This window comes from Chlamydia sp. 17-3921 (assembly GCF_902705545.1).
Taxonomy (GTDB): Bacteria; Chlamydiota; Chlamydiia; order Chlamydiales; family Chlamydiaceae; genus Chlamydia.
Genome location: NZ_CACSHH010000009.1, coordinates 1 through 15,283, shown reverse-complemented (window position 1 = coordinate 15,283; position 15,283 = coordinate 1). Strand labels below are relative to the sequence as shown.

Genomic DNA, 15,283 nt, shown 5'->3' with positions numbered 1-15,283 from the left:
TCGAAGTTCTGTTCATAAAAGAATCTTTCTATTAAAAACTCTACACAATTTGTAAGAAAGCCTCTAAAATTAAACAAATTACAGGATAACTATTGAAAAAGCTAAAAAAAAAACCTAGAAAAGTTGGATATCGACAATCCAAAATCTTGATTTCAGGGGCACTCTTTGTGCATGCAAAAAAAGGATTTGGTTTTGTCTCACCAGACAACCCTGAAGAACACCCTTACGATATTTTCATCCCAGCAAGAGATTTAAAACGAGCTTTAGATGGAGATCGCGTTCTCGTCTCAGTTTCTCCTTTTTCAAGAGATAAAGGAAAAAAGAAAGGCAGTATTACATCTGTACTATCTCGAGGAAAAACGATTCTCGTTGGTACAATTACATCCTTAGAGACTCCGCTAACAGCACAAGTTTACGTCAGTTCTCTGGGACCAGAAGCACTAGCTACAGCAAATCTTCTTCCAGGACGAACATACAAAGTTGGGGATCGTATTCTTCTTAAGACTCCACCATGGACTCAAAAACCTACAGCAAAAGCTCCTTCTCCATTAGAAATGCAAGAGTTCATTGGGAATATTACAAATGCTAAAACTGACCTCCCTACAATCAAAGCAGAATATAACCTCAAAGAAGATTTCATCGAAGAAGCCCTTCAAGAAGCAAAACAGTTTTCTCAAAAACACATTGTTCAAACTCTAAGAACACGAAAAGATCTTCGCGATCTTCTATGCTTTACTATAGATTCTGCAACAGCTAAAGATTTCGATGACGCAGTATCTCTTACCTACGATCACAATAATAATTACATTCTTGGAGTTCATATTGCCGACGTTTCTCACTACGTCACACCACATTCTTTTCTAGATAAAGAAGCAGAGAAACGTTGCAATTCTGTATATTTCCCAGGAAAAGTTATTCCTATGCTCCCCTCAGCACTTTCCGATAATCTCTGTAGTTTAAAGCCTAATGTTGACAGACTTGCTGTATCCGTTTTCATGACACTCACGAAATCCGGCCATCTTTCTGATTATCAAGTTTTCCGTAGCGTAATTCGCAGCAAGTATCGCATGACTTATGATGAAGTTGACGCTATCTTAGAAAAAAAACAAACTCATCCTATTTCAAAAACCCTTCAAACGATGGAAATTCTAAGCAAAAAACTTGCAAACATTAGAGAAGAACGTGGTTGTATACGTTTTGTTTTACCATCTTTCACCATGTCCTTAGATAATCTCCAAGAACCTGTCGCACTTATAGAAAATCTTCAGACCACTTCTCATAAACTTATTGAAGAGTTCATGCTCAAAGCTAATGAAGTTATTGCCTATCACATCTCTCATCAAGGAATCGCTTTACCATTCCGCATTCACGAACCTCCAAATAATGATAGCCTTATCTCTTTCCAAGAAATAGCTAAAAGTATGGGGTTTGATATTAAATTAACACCCACTCAAGAGCCAGATTATCAATACCTATTACAAACAACAACAACAGGGCATCCCTTAGAACAGGTCGTCCACTCACAATTTGTAAGAAGCATGAAAACAGCTTCCTATTCCACAGAAAACAAAGGCCATTATGGGCTCAAATTGGACTATTACACACATTTCACAAGTCCTATCCGAAGATATGTTGATCTTGTCGTTCATAGACTTCTCTTTAACCCTATGGCTATGGATGAAAACCGCCTTGAGATTATCGTCCGTTCTTGTTCCACTCAGGAGCGAATCGCAGCAAAAGCTGAATATGCTTTTGAAAGCATCAAAAAAGCCCGCTTCCTGAATAGATTTTTACAAGAACAGCCTGAAACAATCTATCATGCTTTTGTCATCTCCTATAACCATGAAGGCATTTCTTTCACCGTTCCAGAATTCTGTCAAGAAGGTTTCATTCCTACAGCACAGCTTCCAAGTAACTACGCTTTAAAAAAGAAAACCTCAATAGAATCTCTTCCAGACAACCTAAAACCTGGGGCCTCAATTCAGGTGAAACTCTCTACAGTAGATCTTCTAACACAAACGATTACGTGGGCAATCACAACAAAATCAAAAGGAACCTCAAAAAAATCCCCAGTAAGAAAATCTAAGAAAAAACAATAGTTTCTCACTATGCTACAAGAAGATTTCTTTCTAAATGAAAACGTCCTCTTTTTAGCAAAAGCTCTTCTAGGACATAAACTCGTCACTAGACAAAACCATTTGGTAACTTCTGGCTATATTGTAGAAACCGAAGCATACCGAGGTCCAGATGATAAGGCTTGTCATGCCTATAACTATAGGAAAACACAAAGAAATGCAGCAATGTATGCTCGTGGTGGCACAGCTTACGTATACCGGTGTTATGGTATGCATACACTCTTTAATATTGTTACTGGACCACAAGAACTCCCTCATGCAGTTTTAATTCGTGCCATTCTCCCAAAAGAAGGTCTTCCTTTAATGATCCAAAGGCGTGTATGGGAAAATAAGCCTCTCCATCTTCTGACCAATGGTCCAGGAAAAGTATGTCAGGCTCTCAATATTACTTTAAAACACAACAACATCTCTCTCAACACCTCAAACCTATTCATTAGTAATGAAAAAATTTCAGGAAAAGTCCTTACAACCTCACGCATAGGAATTGATTATGCGGAAGAATATCGTGATATGCCCTGGAGATTTCTTCTCCGTCCTACCAACACTATATAAAAATCTTATCTTAAATATTCTCTAACTATATAGTAAAAGAAACTGTATGCGCTATCCCCCTAATACTTTCATGCGAAAACACTTCATTACAGGGCTTGTTATTCTTTTACCTTTAGCGATCACTATCGCTATTGTTGGTATGATTGTTAACTTCCTAACTCAGCCTTTCGTAGGATTTGCTTCAAGTTTTTTTGAAAACATCTCCTTTTATTCAAAGCACCGTGCTCTGCTAAAATTCGTTTTACAAATTATTCTTCTTTTCGGAATTTTCTTTGCAACAGTACTTCTTGGATTTCTAACACGCCTCATGATTTTTAAATCTGTACTGTCAATATATGATAAAATCCTCCATCGTATTCCCATTATCAAGACCGTATACAAAGCTACACAACAGGTCATGACAACTATTTTTGGATCTCATTCAGGATCCTTCAAACAGGTTGTTATGGTTCCCTTTCCTAATGATTACACCCATTGTATAGGACTTGTTGCTGGAGAAGCTCCTCTAGTATGTAACAAGGAAAATCAAGATGATCCTCTCATTACAGTTTTCATTCCTACAACTCCTAATCCTACATCAGGATTTTTAACCTTATTTAAAAAATCTAATATAACCTTCTTAGATATGAAAATAGAAGATGCCTTCAAATACATCATTTCTTGTGGCGTTCTTTCTTCAACAGAAAGTTCGAATCCTATTTCTAAGACAACTGTAGATCCTCTACCTTGATCTCGTCATTTTATTGAAAAAAAAACATTTTTTCCCTATCCTATCTCTTTCTTGTAAAAGGAAGTTTTCTCTCTTTATTTTCTAGAAAAGTTAAAAAATTCTATATTGAGTTATTTATGACAAGAATGAGTAAACAAGCGCGTCGTAGAGCACAATGCCCTAAAAAACGTAAGCCTAAATATGCAATACATCATCCTGAGGCAGCTCCAAGAATTGCTTATAAAGTACACGAAAATACTCTAAATAGTGTTAGTGTTTACATCCCTAAGATTGGTTAGCTAAAATAAAGGAACGTTAGTTATGTCTCGTCATCGTAGTTACGGTAAATCCATTAAAGGGGTTACTAAAAGAAATGTTCTTAAACGATTTGAACGTATAGAAGTCTTACGCAAACTGGGTCGTTGGGATGATGCTAAAGCAAAAAGAGCTACAGGACTCCCTAAAACACCTATTTTAAAATAAAGTTTTTCTTTTGATCGGGAAGCTTACTCTGAAAACAAAACCTATCAAAGTTTTTGTCTCTAATAAGCAAAAATATGTACCAATAAGTGCGAAATCTACAAAAAAGCTTGTATCTGTAGTATTGCGATATCTAAACATCTCAACAGATCAAGTGTTTGTTTATTTTTTAAGTGATCGAGCTCTAGCTAAGCTTCATAATAAAATTTTTTCAGATCCCTCTTTAACGGACACGATCACTCTTCCCATAGATTCTTTAGGATCTTCCGCCTCTCCCCATATTCTTGGAGAAGCCTTCATTAGCCCTCAAGCAGCTCAACGCTTCTTAAAGCAAACGACTCTTACTGAAGAAGTCTACGAAGAAATTTCTCGTTATTTGATACATTCTCTTCTCCACATGTTAAATTTTACAGATACAACCCCAAAAGAAAGACAAAAAATGAGAGTTAAAGAAAATCAACTCTTATGTATTCTAAAAAAAGAATGTGCCCTACTGAAAACGTAAGATGCTTCACATAGCCCTCGCTATACTCCTACTATTTTTTCTTCTTGCAATAAGATTTACTCAAAAAATACATCTCGATCCTATTCAGTCCACATCTCCAAAAAACGATTTCCAAGAAAAAAAAAGATGTAGTTTCCCTCAAGCATCTACCCTAGTTGCGACTATTATTCTTATTTTTTATGGCTTCATAGGCCATGTGATCTATTTAACGTCTACATCTCCCATAAAATCTTTAATTTTTTGGCCTAGTTATATTATCGCCGGTCTCCTGTATTGTGACCTACTCCCCACATGGTTATCTCTAAAACTTTCTCCAAAAATTCTCCAATCCCTACGTTCTTTATTAACTTTCCCACACTCATTATCTGCTTCTTTTCACAAAAAATCACAGTATAGCAAACAATCCTCGGACTGTCTTTGGACAACGTATGCTTTCCAAAATCAACTCTCCGAAGCAATCTCTTCTTTCGATAAATTAATCGTTCGCGAAGTAATGATTCCTAAAATAGATATTTTTGCTCTTCCTGAAGAAATATCTATACAAGAGGCTCTCCCAAAAATTATAGAAGAAGGTTATAGTAGGATTCCTATTTATCAAAAAAATCTTGATAACATCACAGGAGTCCTACTAGTCAAAGACATTTTGAAATTATCAAAAAATTCTGATGATTTTCTCCAACCCGTGTCTTCTGTAGCAAAACCACCGCTTTATGCTCCCGAAATAAAGAAAGCAGCATCTTTGCTGCAAGAATTCCGACAAAAACATCGCCATTTAGCCATTGTTGTTAACGAATATGGCTTTACCGAAGGCATTGCTACAATGGAAGATATTATTGAAGAAATTTTTGGAGAGATTGCAGATGAATACGATGTTCAAGAAGATCTTCCCTATAAGAAAATCGGAAATTCCTGGATTGTTGATGGTCGGATGAATATTTCTGATGCCGAGGAATACTTTAACCTAAAAATAGAACACGGAAATAGCTACGATACTTTAGGAGGTCATGTTTTTCATAAAGCCGGGGCTGTTCCACAAAAAGGTATGAAAATTCACCACGAAAATTTCGATATAGAAATTATTACTTGTTCTGAACGAAGTGTTGGTAAGTTGAAAATCACCCCAAGAAAACGGAAATCTAACGACTCCTGATTCTACAAAATCCCAAGAAAAATCTCTTGGCAAAAAATCCTGAGATTTATCAGAGTGAGGACTTAAGTAAGTCATACCGATTTGAAGGAAGTTGCATGGATGATATCCAGAAAGAAGATCGCAATAAAACAACAATTCTGCATCTCAAAGGCAAACTTGATGGCATTACTTCTCCAAAAGTCCAAGAAAGTATTTCACAATCTCTCTCATTAGGATCTAAAAATATTATTTTAGATTGTACAAGCTTAGACTACATGTCAAGTGCCGGTATTCGCGTTCTTTTACAAAGCTATCACCAAGTCGGAAAAAATTCTGGAAAAATCGTTCTAACTTCTGTTCCCAAAACTATAGAACAAACTCTCTACGTCACAGGATTTCTATCCTATTTCAAAATGTTTAACACTGTAGATGAAGCACTACAAACACTAAGCAAAGACGAGAATTGAGAAAAACCCTGAGCTTAATGTATGATCACCTTTTTTTGATCATCTAAAGTTTCTCTTACTATGCGTAGATCTATCTGTTATCTTAATCCCTCTATAGCGAGAGCTGGGCAAATCTCCACTTGGAAATTTCTTTATTCTCTAACAACCCCACTTCCCGCAGGAACTAAGCTTAAATTTGACTTAGCAGGAAGCGGAAAACCCTCAGATTGGGAGAGCCCTTCTACAGATATTTCTCAACCCAACAATGTAATTTATGCTGAAATGCCAGGAGGAGAAATTCTTCAAGCAACAGCTATTCCCGTAAAGCTCAGTTCTGTTCCACAATTCGAATTTACTCTTCCTTATGAGCTTGAACCCGGAGAAAACTTCGTTATCATTCTTGGGCCATCTCCAAATCATCCACAAACAGATGCAGCCGGAAATGGAGCTCAACTCTTTGCTCAGCGTCGCAGACCCTTTTATCTTTATGTAGATCCTACGGGCAAGGGAAGCTATGATGAACCAGACGTGTTTACGATTGATATCCGTGGAAATATCTTAAAAAAAATACAAATTTTCACACCTTCCTATGTCATTAAAAACAAACGTTTTGATATCACAATTCGCTTCGAAGATGAATTCGATAACTTAACAAATTTTTCTCCAGAAGAAACTCGTATAGAGCTTTCATATGAGCATTTAAGAGAAAATCTGAATTGGCAACTTTTTATTCCTGAAACAGGATTTGTTATTCTTCCTAATCTCTATTTCAATGAACCAGGAATTTATCGGATTCAACTTAAAAATCTTTTAACCCAAGAAATCTTTACTTCTGCTCCTATCAAATGTTTCCAAGATACAGCTCCCAATCTCATGTGGGGACTCCTTCATGGAGAGTCAGAACGTATGGACTCTGAGGAAAATATCGAAGCTTGCCTGCGTTATTTTCGAGATGATCGTGCATTAAATTTCTATGCAACATCGCCTTTTGAGCATCAGAATCTTTCTTCTCCAGAAATTTGGAAAACTATAAATCAAACTGTTGGAGATTTTAACGAAGAAGATCGTTTTATTACCCTTTCTGGATTTCAGTATTCTGGAGAAGAAGGGATACGACATATTCTTCATATGAAAGAAAATAAGTCATGTTCAAAACACAAAGATTACAAGCATCTTCCTCTTTCTAAGCTTTATAAAAGCACTGCAAATCATGAAATCCTTTCGATTCCATGTTTCACAGCATCTCAACGTTTCGGATACAACTTTGATAACTTCTATTCAGAATTCGAAAGAGTTGTAGAAATTTACAATGCTTGGGGTTGTTCAGAACAAACAGAGGCTTTAGGGAACCCTTTTCCTATTCAAGGAATGGATAACATGAATCCTAAAGGGACAATAATAGAGGGTCTCAAAAAAAACTTACGTTTTGGTTTTGTCGCTGGGGGTCTCGATGATCGAGGAATCTATAAGGATTTCTTTGATGGAAACCAAACACAATATTCTCCCGGACTTACTGCAATTATCTGCAACAAGTATCATCGTGATTCTCTTACAGAAGCTCTATTTCAAAGACACTGCTATGCAACAACAGGTCCAAGAATCAATCTCAGTTTCAATATTACCTCTGCTCCTATGGGATCAGAATTATGTGTAGGAGCGAAACCAGGGCTAGCTATTAATCGTCATATTTCTGGATCTGTAGCTGGTACAGCACCTCTTAAAACCGTAGAGATTATTCGTAATGGGGAAGTTTTAACAACATTTACCCCTCAAGGATATAACTTAGATTACGAATATGATGATATGGAACCCCTAGGATCTGTAACTCTAGATGATCCAAACGGAAACTCTCCGTTTGCTTTTTATTATCTTAGAGTCACGCAAACAGATCTATCTATGGCATGGAGCTCTCCAATTTGGGTAGATCTTCATTAAGAAAACTTCAAAAAGAAGGTTTTCAAGTGACGTCTTTTTTATTGTTAGTAGGTGTTACTACAGTTCTTATTGGATTAGGTCTTTCGATTTTGCTCTTAATGTCTTACTTTTTAGGACGACCGCTCTCTAAAGGATGTGGAAAAACTGATTGCTGTCGAAATAAAAAAAAATTAGATTCTTCTCAGAAAAAATAGTAACTTCGGACTCAAAATCTTATGATAGTACCCCCTCCCCCTCAGACAATCCTTCCTAAATCCCCTTGGCTTCGCACTATTTTTGACTCTTTAATATCGGGGGAACGTCTAACACCAGAGCATGCGATTCAACTTCTCCTTTTAAAAAATGAAGAAGATCTCCAAGCTTTATGGTCTTTTGCTGATATTATCCGTAAACAGCGTGTTGGTGATGTTGTTTATTATTCCTCAACACTTTACCTCTATCCTACAAACTTTTGTGCTTTCAACTGTACATTCTGTTCCTTTTATGCCAAACCTGGTGATCCTAAAGGATGGTACTATTCTCCTGAGCAACTCTTAGAACAGATACACCAGGTAAAAAAAACTATAACAGAGCTACATATTGTCGCTGGATGTGACCCTTCTTGTAATCTCGAGTATTATACGAAACTCTTTACTTTGATAAAAAAAGAGTATCCTAAACTTCATATCAAAGCTCTTTCTGCTATTGAATATGCTTATCTTGAACAGCTGCATGATATGCCTATAAGAGAGATTCTTATAACTTTAAAAGAGGCTGGTCTTGACTCCATTCCAGGAGGAGGAGCTGAGATTCTTGTTCATAGAGTTCGAGAAATTCTTGCTCCAGGGAGAATCTCTCCAGAAAAATATCTAGCAATTCATAAGCTTGCCCATGAACTTGGAATTCCTACAAACTCAACTATGGTTTGCTATCACAGAGAAACTCCAGAAGATATCATCACTCATATGAAGTTATTGAGAGATCTTCAAGACGAAACTCATGGCTTCAAAAACTTCGTAACTATAAAATTCGCTACATTAAACAATTCTTTAGGAAAAAGACTTAAAAGATTAGGTTTTTCTCATACAATCCCCCCAAAATCCTTAATTGCTGTAGCACGACTTTTCTTAGATAATTTCCTTAATTTAAAAGCCATGTGGAACTATTTTGGAATCGAAGAAGCTTTGAAAATGCTTTCTTGTGGAGCTAATGATCTTTCTTCAACACATCAAGGAGAAAAAATCTTTGAAATGGCATCTTTAGGCTATTCTACAAAACTGGATATTAAAAACATGGCAAACCTTATTGAGCGGCAAGGGAAAACTCCATGTCTCACAAATTCTCAAACAGTGTAACCTTTGGCTGTGTAAGCTACATCAATGCTTTGCCATTTTCTCTTCAACTCTTAAGCAATGCAAAGATGAAGCTTGTTCTTGCTCCTCCTGCAAAACTCCTATCGAAGCTCTTGAATAATGAAATAGATCTTGCTTTAACTTCAGCAGTAGGCGCTATTTCTCATAAATTAAGGTACCTTCCTGGATGGGGAATAGCAGCTTATAAACGTATCCAAAGTGTAAATCTTTATGCTTCTCCAACTTTTTTTTCTTCTCCAGAACCTCGGATAGCCATAACAAAAGAAAGTCGCTCTTCTGTTGCTCTACTTAGAATTCTTTGTCAGAATTTGTGGCAAATTCCAACACCTCGAATGTATAGTTGTTCCTCATCTGAGGTAGCAACCTCTTCTCCTGATACTTATGAAGGTCTTCTTCTCATCGGAGATTCTGCTTTAAAGCATCCAACAATTCCTGGATTTACAACCTATGATCTAGTACAGAGCTGGGATGAACTTACAGGCCTACCTTTTGTTTTTGCTGTAGTCCTCTGTAACCCATCCTGGAAAGAAAACTCTTTGCCAATTCTTACTTTGAATGCTGCTTTTTCTCATTTTGAAAGATCTCCAAAAGAAGTTTTAGAAACAGCACATAAACGAACAAGTTTATCCTACCAGCAACTTGAACAATATTATTCTCTTTGTCGTTATCGATTAGAAGATGAGGACTATGCTGGCCTAAAAATATTTAAAAAATATTATGAAACTTTGTACCAACAAACATAATCTTGAGAAGATATTTGGAGCCATAGCTTCAAAGTATGACAAGATCAATGCGATTCTTTCTTTAGGGTTCCATTACTTCTGGAATCATTCTTTAATACATATGTTAGGAAAATCTGATCATCTTGTCGATCTTTGCTCAGGAACAGGAAAAGTTGCCTTAAAGTACCTACAGACCTATCCAGAATCCTCTGCTACACTTATAGATTTTTCTTTGGAAATGCTTCAAATAGCTAAACAACGCTCTTCAAAACATGCAAAACTGACTTTCTTACAACACGACGTATCCCAACTTCCTATAGAAAATAATTCCCAATCTCTAGCTGCAATGGCCTATGGTCTAAGAAATCTTTCTAATCCAGAAGAAGTGCTTTCTGAAGTAATGAGAATTCTAAAACCTTATGGAAAATTGGGGATATTAGAACTCACTCGACCCCAAAATCGAGGTTTGATTCACGGTATCCATACCCTTTACCTAAAAGCTTTGGTTCCTGCAATTGGGAAGTTATATTCAAAACATCCTAACGCCTACCAATACCTAAGCGAGAGTATACAAAACCTCCCTAAAGATACAGAACTTGAACAAGTATTTACACGTACAGGCTTTAAACTAAAAAAGAAAAAGAAATTACTTATGGGAACAGCAACAATCTGGTTATTAGAAAAATAACTAGAGACAAAAAAATTCTTCTCTTAGGATAAAATGACAAATCTTCCTAAAACTCCTGTTTCATAAAAGGAAGAAATAAGTCCAGCATAACTCATAACCTGTAAAGCAGCGCGAACTTCATCTATTTGAGAAGGAAGAGTGTACCAGGATTCTAGACCTAACTCCAAAACCCGTGTCATTCTCAAGCTGAAATTATCCTTACCAAAAAGATTAGCCGTTAAGTGGTCTTTACTCTGCGAATTAAAAAAGGAAAGCAACCACCGAGCACAAGATATTAAAGTAGGTTTCTTAATTTTCTTTCTGATGTCCTCTGGCAAAGCCAAGACAATCTCATTACGAACTTTCGCATCCTTTACAAAACTATTTAGCTGTTTTTCTTTAGATTTCTCATAATCATAATTATCAAATGAGTGAAACTCTTGTCCTAAAGAATTTTCTAATTGTCGAAATAATGCTAACTCCAGAGAGCGAATCTCTAATTGAGAACGAATAAAAGTTTTTTCTTGCTCTGAAAGCTTAACCAAAGGTTCTTGAGATAACTGAAAAGAAAAAAGATCCAAAGTGTTTTCTTTTTCCTCTTCAGAAGATTGAAATAACGCAGCCGCTGCTTCCAGAATTTTGTCTTCTTCAGTTTCTAAAGTTGCTTCCACTCCATTTGAAAAAACTTCTGCATTCTGATTCCCAAGGCGTTTAGGGAAGGCCAGCTTGTCAAGCTTAGAGGCCATCCATTTTATCTGCTCCTCACTTCCCAAAACTGAGGCCCACTGAGCAAGAGCTTCACATACAATACCGTGTTCAGGAGAATGAGTTACAATCGCAGGATTCATAGAACGAATTTTTAAAGAGGGGTTTGTTGTTCTAGAATCAAAATAGATGTTATCCCACTGCAAGGCAAAGAAAAATTCTTGCTGAAGACATAATTGTAAAAGTTCTTCAAGACCTTGCAGTACCGTTTCTTCTTTTTTTCCCATAGACTGACGTAAAGGGTGATAAAGAGGTCCTTGAGGCAAACGATAATTTGGAATGAGTGAAGGAAAAAAATCGTCTTCTGATGGTTCCTGATCATAATACAATCGAACCAACCCACGCCTACCAACATCATTTCTCGGAGCTGGATAATCAACTTCTGCCATGGAACTTGAAATGACGTCTAAAACTTTAAATTCTGCCTTATTTATCAAGTTCTTAGCAAAAATAAGTCTGTAGCAATCCTTCATAGCGTTATGAGCACTTTCGTCATTACAGAAAGCCTCACAGATAATTTTATTGTTTTTGTTTTCAAAAACAGGGAAAAATACAGAATCTGGATTTTTTCGATAATCGCGAAAAATCTTGGCCTTGTAAATAAGGGAAGTAGGAGGAGGGTTTTCTATGAAATGCTCTAAAATTAAAGAAATCTTAACTAACAAAGATTCCTCGGGTAAATATTTTTTGAAAGGAGCATATAGAGCTTTATTATATGGCAAGGTCTCTGAAAATTTTGTTAAAGCTCTTCGAGTTAAATTCCAAAAATGAAGACCACGGTAGTGGGCATCATGAACTTTATTTCTCGAGAAAAGCTCATCCCGCCGGCTAAAGCCAAGTAGAAGCAAAAACGCACTCAAAAGAATAACTCCGAGTATGTAAGTACTCACACAAGCTAAAGTTACTCCCAGAGACAATCCTGCTGAATATATTATTAAAAAGCCTATAATTATTGCTAAAACATAAAACGTGATCACGACATTAGCAAGAGCTCTTATACTTCGTTTATAATGAGTATATTCTGGAATGTCACGAACATAGCTATCAAGACTATAAAACTGCATAAAACTATTAAATAATTAATATAAAATCAATTATAATTGGAAACCAAAACTCATAAAACAAAGAATCTTATATTATAGAACTTTTATTTAATGTAAAAGCTTATAACTACTAAAAACTAAGTTAATTAGAGAGTTATTTTAGAGTAAAATTGTAATTTTCTCCGGAGTCTCTGTTTGTGGACGTACTAAGGAAATATATCCCCCGTGTTGAAGAGCTAAAAGTGCAGCAAGTATCTCCTTAGATTGAGAGGCATCACGATACCAAGGCTCTATCCCCGGCTCTGCTATCCAAGTCATTCTTAAACAAAATGACCAGCCTAAACGTAAACCCATATAATCATTTCGATACATAAAATCAGAATCCTTGCTTTCGTGCATAGACTTTCCTAACCAATGAGCACAAGACTTGATTACTGACAACCTAGTTTTAGATTTGATTTCTTCAGGTAAAGACGACCACAACGCATTTTGTCGCAGCCTCTCATTAAAGAACTGCTTTAATTCTCTTATTTTCAACGATTCGTAACCGTAAATATTATCAAAAGATCGATTCAAAGAGTATTTCTTAAAAACATTCTCCTCATATTTTCTGAACGCTTCAAGTTCTTTAGCTCTAAGGGATATACGACGGCGTATACAGTTTTTCTCATAATCCGTCAGCATAACTCGAACAGAGGAACTTTTATTTTTATCAAATTCTGGACAGTACAAAGCTCTTTCTTCTAACGTCCTTTCTTCAGAAGTTTGAAACAGAAATCTTATTGACTCAAGTGTCTCTTCTTCTTTTCTCATGTCAGGAAGAGGCTTGGAATCTTCGCTTCCTAAACTTTTATCAAATACTAGATAATCAAGTTTTCCATCTAACCAAGCCAACTGCTCTTGACTTCCCAAAATTGACGCCCATTGCAGCAAAGCTTCGCACACTATTCCACATTCAGATATCTCAGTAGTGATTTCTGGTACCATGGAACGAATTTTTAAAGTAGGATTTATACTCTTTTCATCACCGTATTCAAAATAAATATTATCCCACTGCAAAGCAAAAAAATTCTTTTGCTGAAGACATAACTGTAAAAGTTCTTCAAGAGCCTTTAATATGACAGATTCTTTTATGAATCCCAAATTTCTACTTCCAAATATTTCTTTTGCATCATGTTGTTTTCTAATATTACTGTAAAAAGATAGAAATAAAGGGCCCTGAGGTAAGCGATCATTGGGAATAAGTTGGGGAAATTGATTTATATCTTCTGCTTTGTTTGAAGGGTGGTATATACGAACAAGGCCCTTTCTTCCAGAATCTCCTTCCAATGAAGGATAGTCCACAGCTGTCACAGAACTCGGCAAAATGGAGATAGACTTCAAATCTAATTCTGAAATCAAAGCATTAGCGTGAATCAGCCTATAACAATCTTTCATAGCCATATGAGCATCTAAGTCGCTGCGAAAAGCTTCAACAAATAGGTCTATTTTCTTGTCTGATAAAAATATTGGGAAAAAAACCGAAATAGGACGTCTTCGGAAATCACGAAGCATTGTAGCATGATTTACAAGACCGTATTCAAAAGGTCTAGGGATAAAGTGTTCTAAAGTTAAAGCAATTCGAGCTAAAACAGAATCACTTGGCAAGTATTTATCGAACGGAGATAGTAGTTCTACATCATAGGTAGGGACAGTCGTTGAGAGGCGTGTTAAATCCCAGGCATGAATACCATTATAATAAGTATCTTTTATAGCATTTCTTACTCTTGGAAGAGTGTACAGCAGTAGTGAAATACCAAGAATAGCAAAAATAAGGGTAACGAATGCCAGAAACCCATAAAGAATAATACCCCACAAAGATAAATCTCCTAAGCAGAGTTTCAGCACTAAGGGAAAAAGAATCGAAGCATAGAAAGCAATTGAACCTACAAGGGTGGACCATTCTCGACGAATAGGCTCTATAGGAACTCTACTAACATAGTAAAACAGTCCATACAGTCGACTAGAACCAAGATAGATATCCATAAAATATATTTTAATTTGATCATACTATTATAAAGTAGTAAGTACATTCAACAAATTAAATAATTTTATTAGAAATAGACTAGACTAAATCAAATTAGAAACTATCAAGTGATTTTTTTCGCCCTCGTTTATTAGCCTTAGGCTTAGTAGAGGAAATTTCTTCATCAATTTCTTCTCCGAAGAAATCTTCTGTAGATAGGGAATCGCAATTTATCTTTGCAGATAGCTCTTTTAAAGAAGTAAATCGATCAGAAAGCTGAGCAAGATTTAATTGATCTTCTATTCGAGTAGATCCTCGAAGATTGATCAAAAATTCTTCTTCAGTATCAAATTTCTCTGAAAACGTTATTGAAGAGGCCGATGTAATTTCTGGTAAAAATAGAAAACGCCGAGCAATTTGAGGTACTTTTGTATAAATATCGCTAGAAATTGTTGTCTCAGTTTCTACTTTTGTAGATTGCTTGGGAGGACGCCCTCTTTTTGGACGAGGGTTCAGCGCCTCGTTAGAATAATACACTTTAGCCTTATTCAGAAGTAGCTGACGCGCTTGAGCAATTTCTTTATTCACCTTGGTATCAAAAAGATGTATTTTTAATTGTTCTAAAATAACTTTTGTAAAATCAAGATCCTCTTCAAAAACAAAGTGGAATTTATTATTTCTCAGCCATTCTATAATGCGAATTCGCGAACGCTCGGCATAAAATTGCTGCCATTTTTCTAGCTCCGCTTCATGATCATAAACAAATTCTAGAAATTGCTCTCGTGCATTTTTAAATTGAAGAATTTCAAGGAATTTTTCTTTAGTATCAATATCGTAG

The 15,283-nt window shown here is 36.1% G+C and carries 15 protein-coding genes; 12 read left to right on the top strand and 3 right to left on the bottom strand.

The features are described from left to right. Positions 1-92: 92 nt before the first annotated feature. From JMS40_RS02610 to ubiE, 12 genes are all read left to right on the top strand, one after another. Positions 93-2,099: a ribonuclease R family protein gene (locus tag JMS40_RS02610; RefSeq protein WP_201456722.1), complete on the top strand. Its 2,007-nt coding sequence runs from the start codon at positions 93-95 to the stop codon at positions 2,097-2,099. Between the two features lie 9 nt (positions 2,100-2,108). Beyond that, positions 2,109-2,687, top strand: coding sequence for a DNA-3-methyladenine glycosylase (locus JMS40_RS02605; protein WP_201456721.1), 579 nt, complete (start codon positions 2,109-2,111; stop codon positions 2,685-2,687). Between the two features lie 70 nt (positions 2,688-2,757). Beyond that, entirely contained in the window at positions 2,758-3,417 is a 660-nt protein-coding gene (locus JMS40_RS02600; RefSeq protein WP_201456748.1) for a DUF502 domain-containing protein, read from the top strand. Between the two features lie 116 nt (positions 3,418-3,533). Continuing rightward, entirely contained in the window at positions 3,534-3,695 is a 162-nt protein-coding gene (locus tag JMS40_RS02595) for a hypothetical protein (protein WP_201456720.1), read from the top strand. A gap of 22 nt (positions 3,696-3,717) precedes the next feature. Further along, the gene (locus JMS40_RS02590; RefSeq protein WP_201456719.1) at positions 3,718-3,879 is read left to right on the top strand and encodes a small basic protein; all 162 of its coding nucleotides are present in this window, start codon (positions 3,718-3,720) and stop codon (positions 3,877-3,879) included. A 28-nt stretch (positions 3,880-3,907) separates the two neighbouring features. Further along, on the top strand, positions 3,908-4,381 hold the full coding sequence (gene ybeY, locus JMS40_RS02585; RefSeq protein WP_201456747.1) for an rRNA maturation RNase YbeY: 474 nt from the start codon (positions 3,908-3,910) through the stop codon (positions 4,379-4,381). Between the two features lies 1 nt (position 4,382). Beyond that, positions 4,383-5,531: a hemolysin family protein gene (locus JMS40_RS02580; protein ID WP_201456718.1), complete on the top strand. Its 1,149-nt coding sequence runs from the start codon at positions 4,383-4,385 to the stop codon at positions 5,529-5,531. Positions 5,532-5,626: 95 nt separating this feature from the next. Then, positions 5,627-5,977, top strand: coding sequence for an anti-sigma factor antagonist (locus JMS40_RS02575; RefSeq protein WP_201456746.1), 351 nt, complete (start codon positions 5,627-5,629; stop codon positions 5,975-5,977). A 60-nt stretch (positions 5,978-6,037) separates the two neighbouring features. Continuing rightward, on the top strand, positions 6,038-7,891 hold the full coding sequence (locus JMS40_RS02570) for a DUF3604 domain-containing protein (RefSeq protein ID WP_201456717.1): 1,854 nt from the start codon (positions 6,038-6,040) through the stop codon (positions 7,889-7,891). Between the two features lie 215 nt (positions 7,892-8,106). Beyond that, positions 8,107-9,225 carry a CofH family radical SAM protein gene (locus JMS40_RS02565; RefSeq protein WP_201456716.1) on the top strand — a complete coding sequence of 373 codons (1,119 nt, stop codon included), beginning with the start codon at positions 8,107-8,109 and terminating at the stop codon, positions 9,223-9,225. Further along, positions 9,198-9,986 (top strand): menaquinone biosynthesis protein, encoded by a 789-nt coding sequence (locus JMS40_RS02560; RefSeq protein WP_201456715.1) that lies wholly within the window; start codon positions 9,198-9,200, stop codon positions 9,984-9,986. The genes JMS40_RS02565 and JMS40_RS02560 overlap by 28 nt, the downstream gene beginning before the upstream one ends. Beyond that, the gene (gene ubiE, locus JMS40_RS02555) at positions 9,961-10,653 is read left to right on the top strand and encodes a bifunctional demethylmenaquinone methyltransferase/2-methoxy-6-polyprenyl-1,4-benzoquinol methylase UbiE (RefSeq protein ID WP_201456714.1); all 693 of its coding nucleotides are present in this window, start codon (positions 9,961-9,963) and stop codon (positions 10,651-10,653) included. The genes JMS40_RS02560 and ubiE overlap by 26 nt, the downstream gene beginning before the upstream one ends. A 23-nt stretch (positions 10,654-10,676) precedes the next feature. Here the strand turns inward: ubiE and JMS40_RS02550 are convergent, their stop codons facing one another. The 3 genes from JMS40_RS02550 to JMS40_RS02540 all read right to left on the bottom strand — a co-directional run. After that, a complete protein-coding gene (locus JMS40_RS02550; protein ID WP_201456713.1) occupies positions 10,677-12,461 on the bottom strand; it encodes a hypothetical protein in 1,785 nt (594 codons plus the stop codon). Positions 12,462-12,599: 138 nt separating this feature from the next. Continuing rightward, the gene (locus tag JMS40_RS02545) at positions 12,600-14,465 is read right to left on the bottom strand and encodes a hypothetical protein (protein WP_201456712.1); all 1,866 of its coding nucleotides are present in this window, start codon (positions 14,463-14,465) and stop codon (positions 12,600-12,602) included. Between the two features lie 94 nt (positions 14,466-14,559). Then, a partial coding sequence (locus JMS40_RS02540) for a UPF0158 family protein (RefSeq protein WP_201456711.1) occupies positions 14,560-15,283 on the bottom strand: 724 nt, incomplete at its 5' end.

Coding starts and splice junctions, on each gene's coding strand:
- JMS40_RS02595 (WP_201456720.1), top strand. CDS start 3,534: ATGACAAGAATGAGTAAACAAGCGCGTCGTAGAGCACAATGCCCTAAA.
- JMS40_RS02550 (WP_201456713.1), bottom strand. CDS start 12,461: ATGCAGTTTTATAGTCTTGATAGCTATGTTCGTGACATTCCAGAATAT.
- JMS40_RS02590 (WP_201456719.1), top strand. CDS start 3,718: ATGTCTCGTCATCGTAGTTACGGTAAATCCATTAAAGGGGTTACTAAA.
- JMS40_RS02570 (WP_201456717.1), top strand. CDS start 6,038: ATGCGTAGATCTATCTGTTATCTTAATCCCTCTATAGCGAGAGCTGGG.
- JMS40_RS02580 (WP_201456718.1), top strand. CDS start 4,383: ATGCTTCACATAGCCCTCGCTATACTCCTACTATTTTTTCTTCTTGCA.
- ubiE (WP_201456714.1), top strand. CDS start 9,961: ATGAAACTTTGTACCAACAAACATAATCTTGAGAAGATATTTGGAGCC.
- JMS40_RS02565 (WP_201456716.1), top strand. CDS start 8,107: ATGATAGTACCCCCTCCCCCTCAGACAATCCTTCCTAAATCCCCTTGG.
- JMS40_RS02545 (WP_201456712.1), bottom strand. CDS start 14,465: ATGGATATCTATCTTGGTTCTAGTCGACTGTATGGACTGTTTTACTAT.
- JMS40_RS02600 (WP_201456748.1), top strand. CDS start 2,758: ATGCGAAAACACTTCATTACAGGGCTTGTTATTCTTTTACCTTTAGCG.
- JMS40_RS02605 (WP_201456721.1), top strand. CDS start 2,109: ATGCTACAAGAAGATTTCTTTCTAAATGAAAACGTCCTCTTTTTAGCA.
- JMS40_RS02560 (WP_201456715.1), top strand. CDS start 9,198: ATGTCTCACAAATTCTCAAACAGTGTAACCTTTGGCTGTGTAAGCTAC.
- JMS40_RS02575 (WP_201456746.1), top strand. CDS start 5,627: ATGGATGATATCCAGAAAGAAGATCGCAATAAAACAACAATTCTGCAT.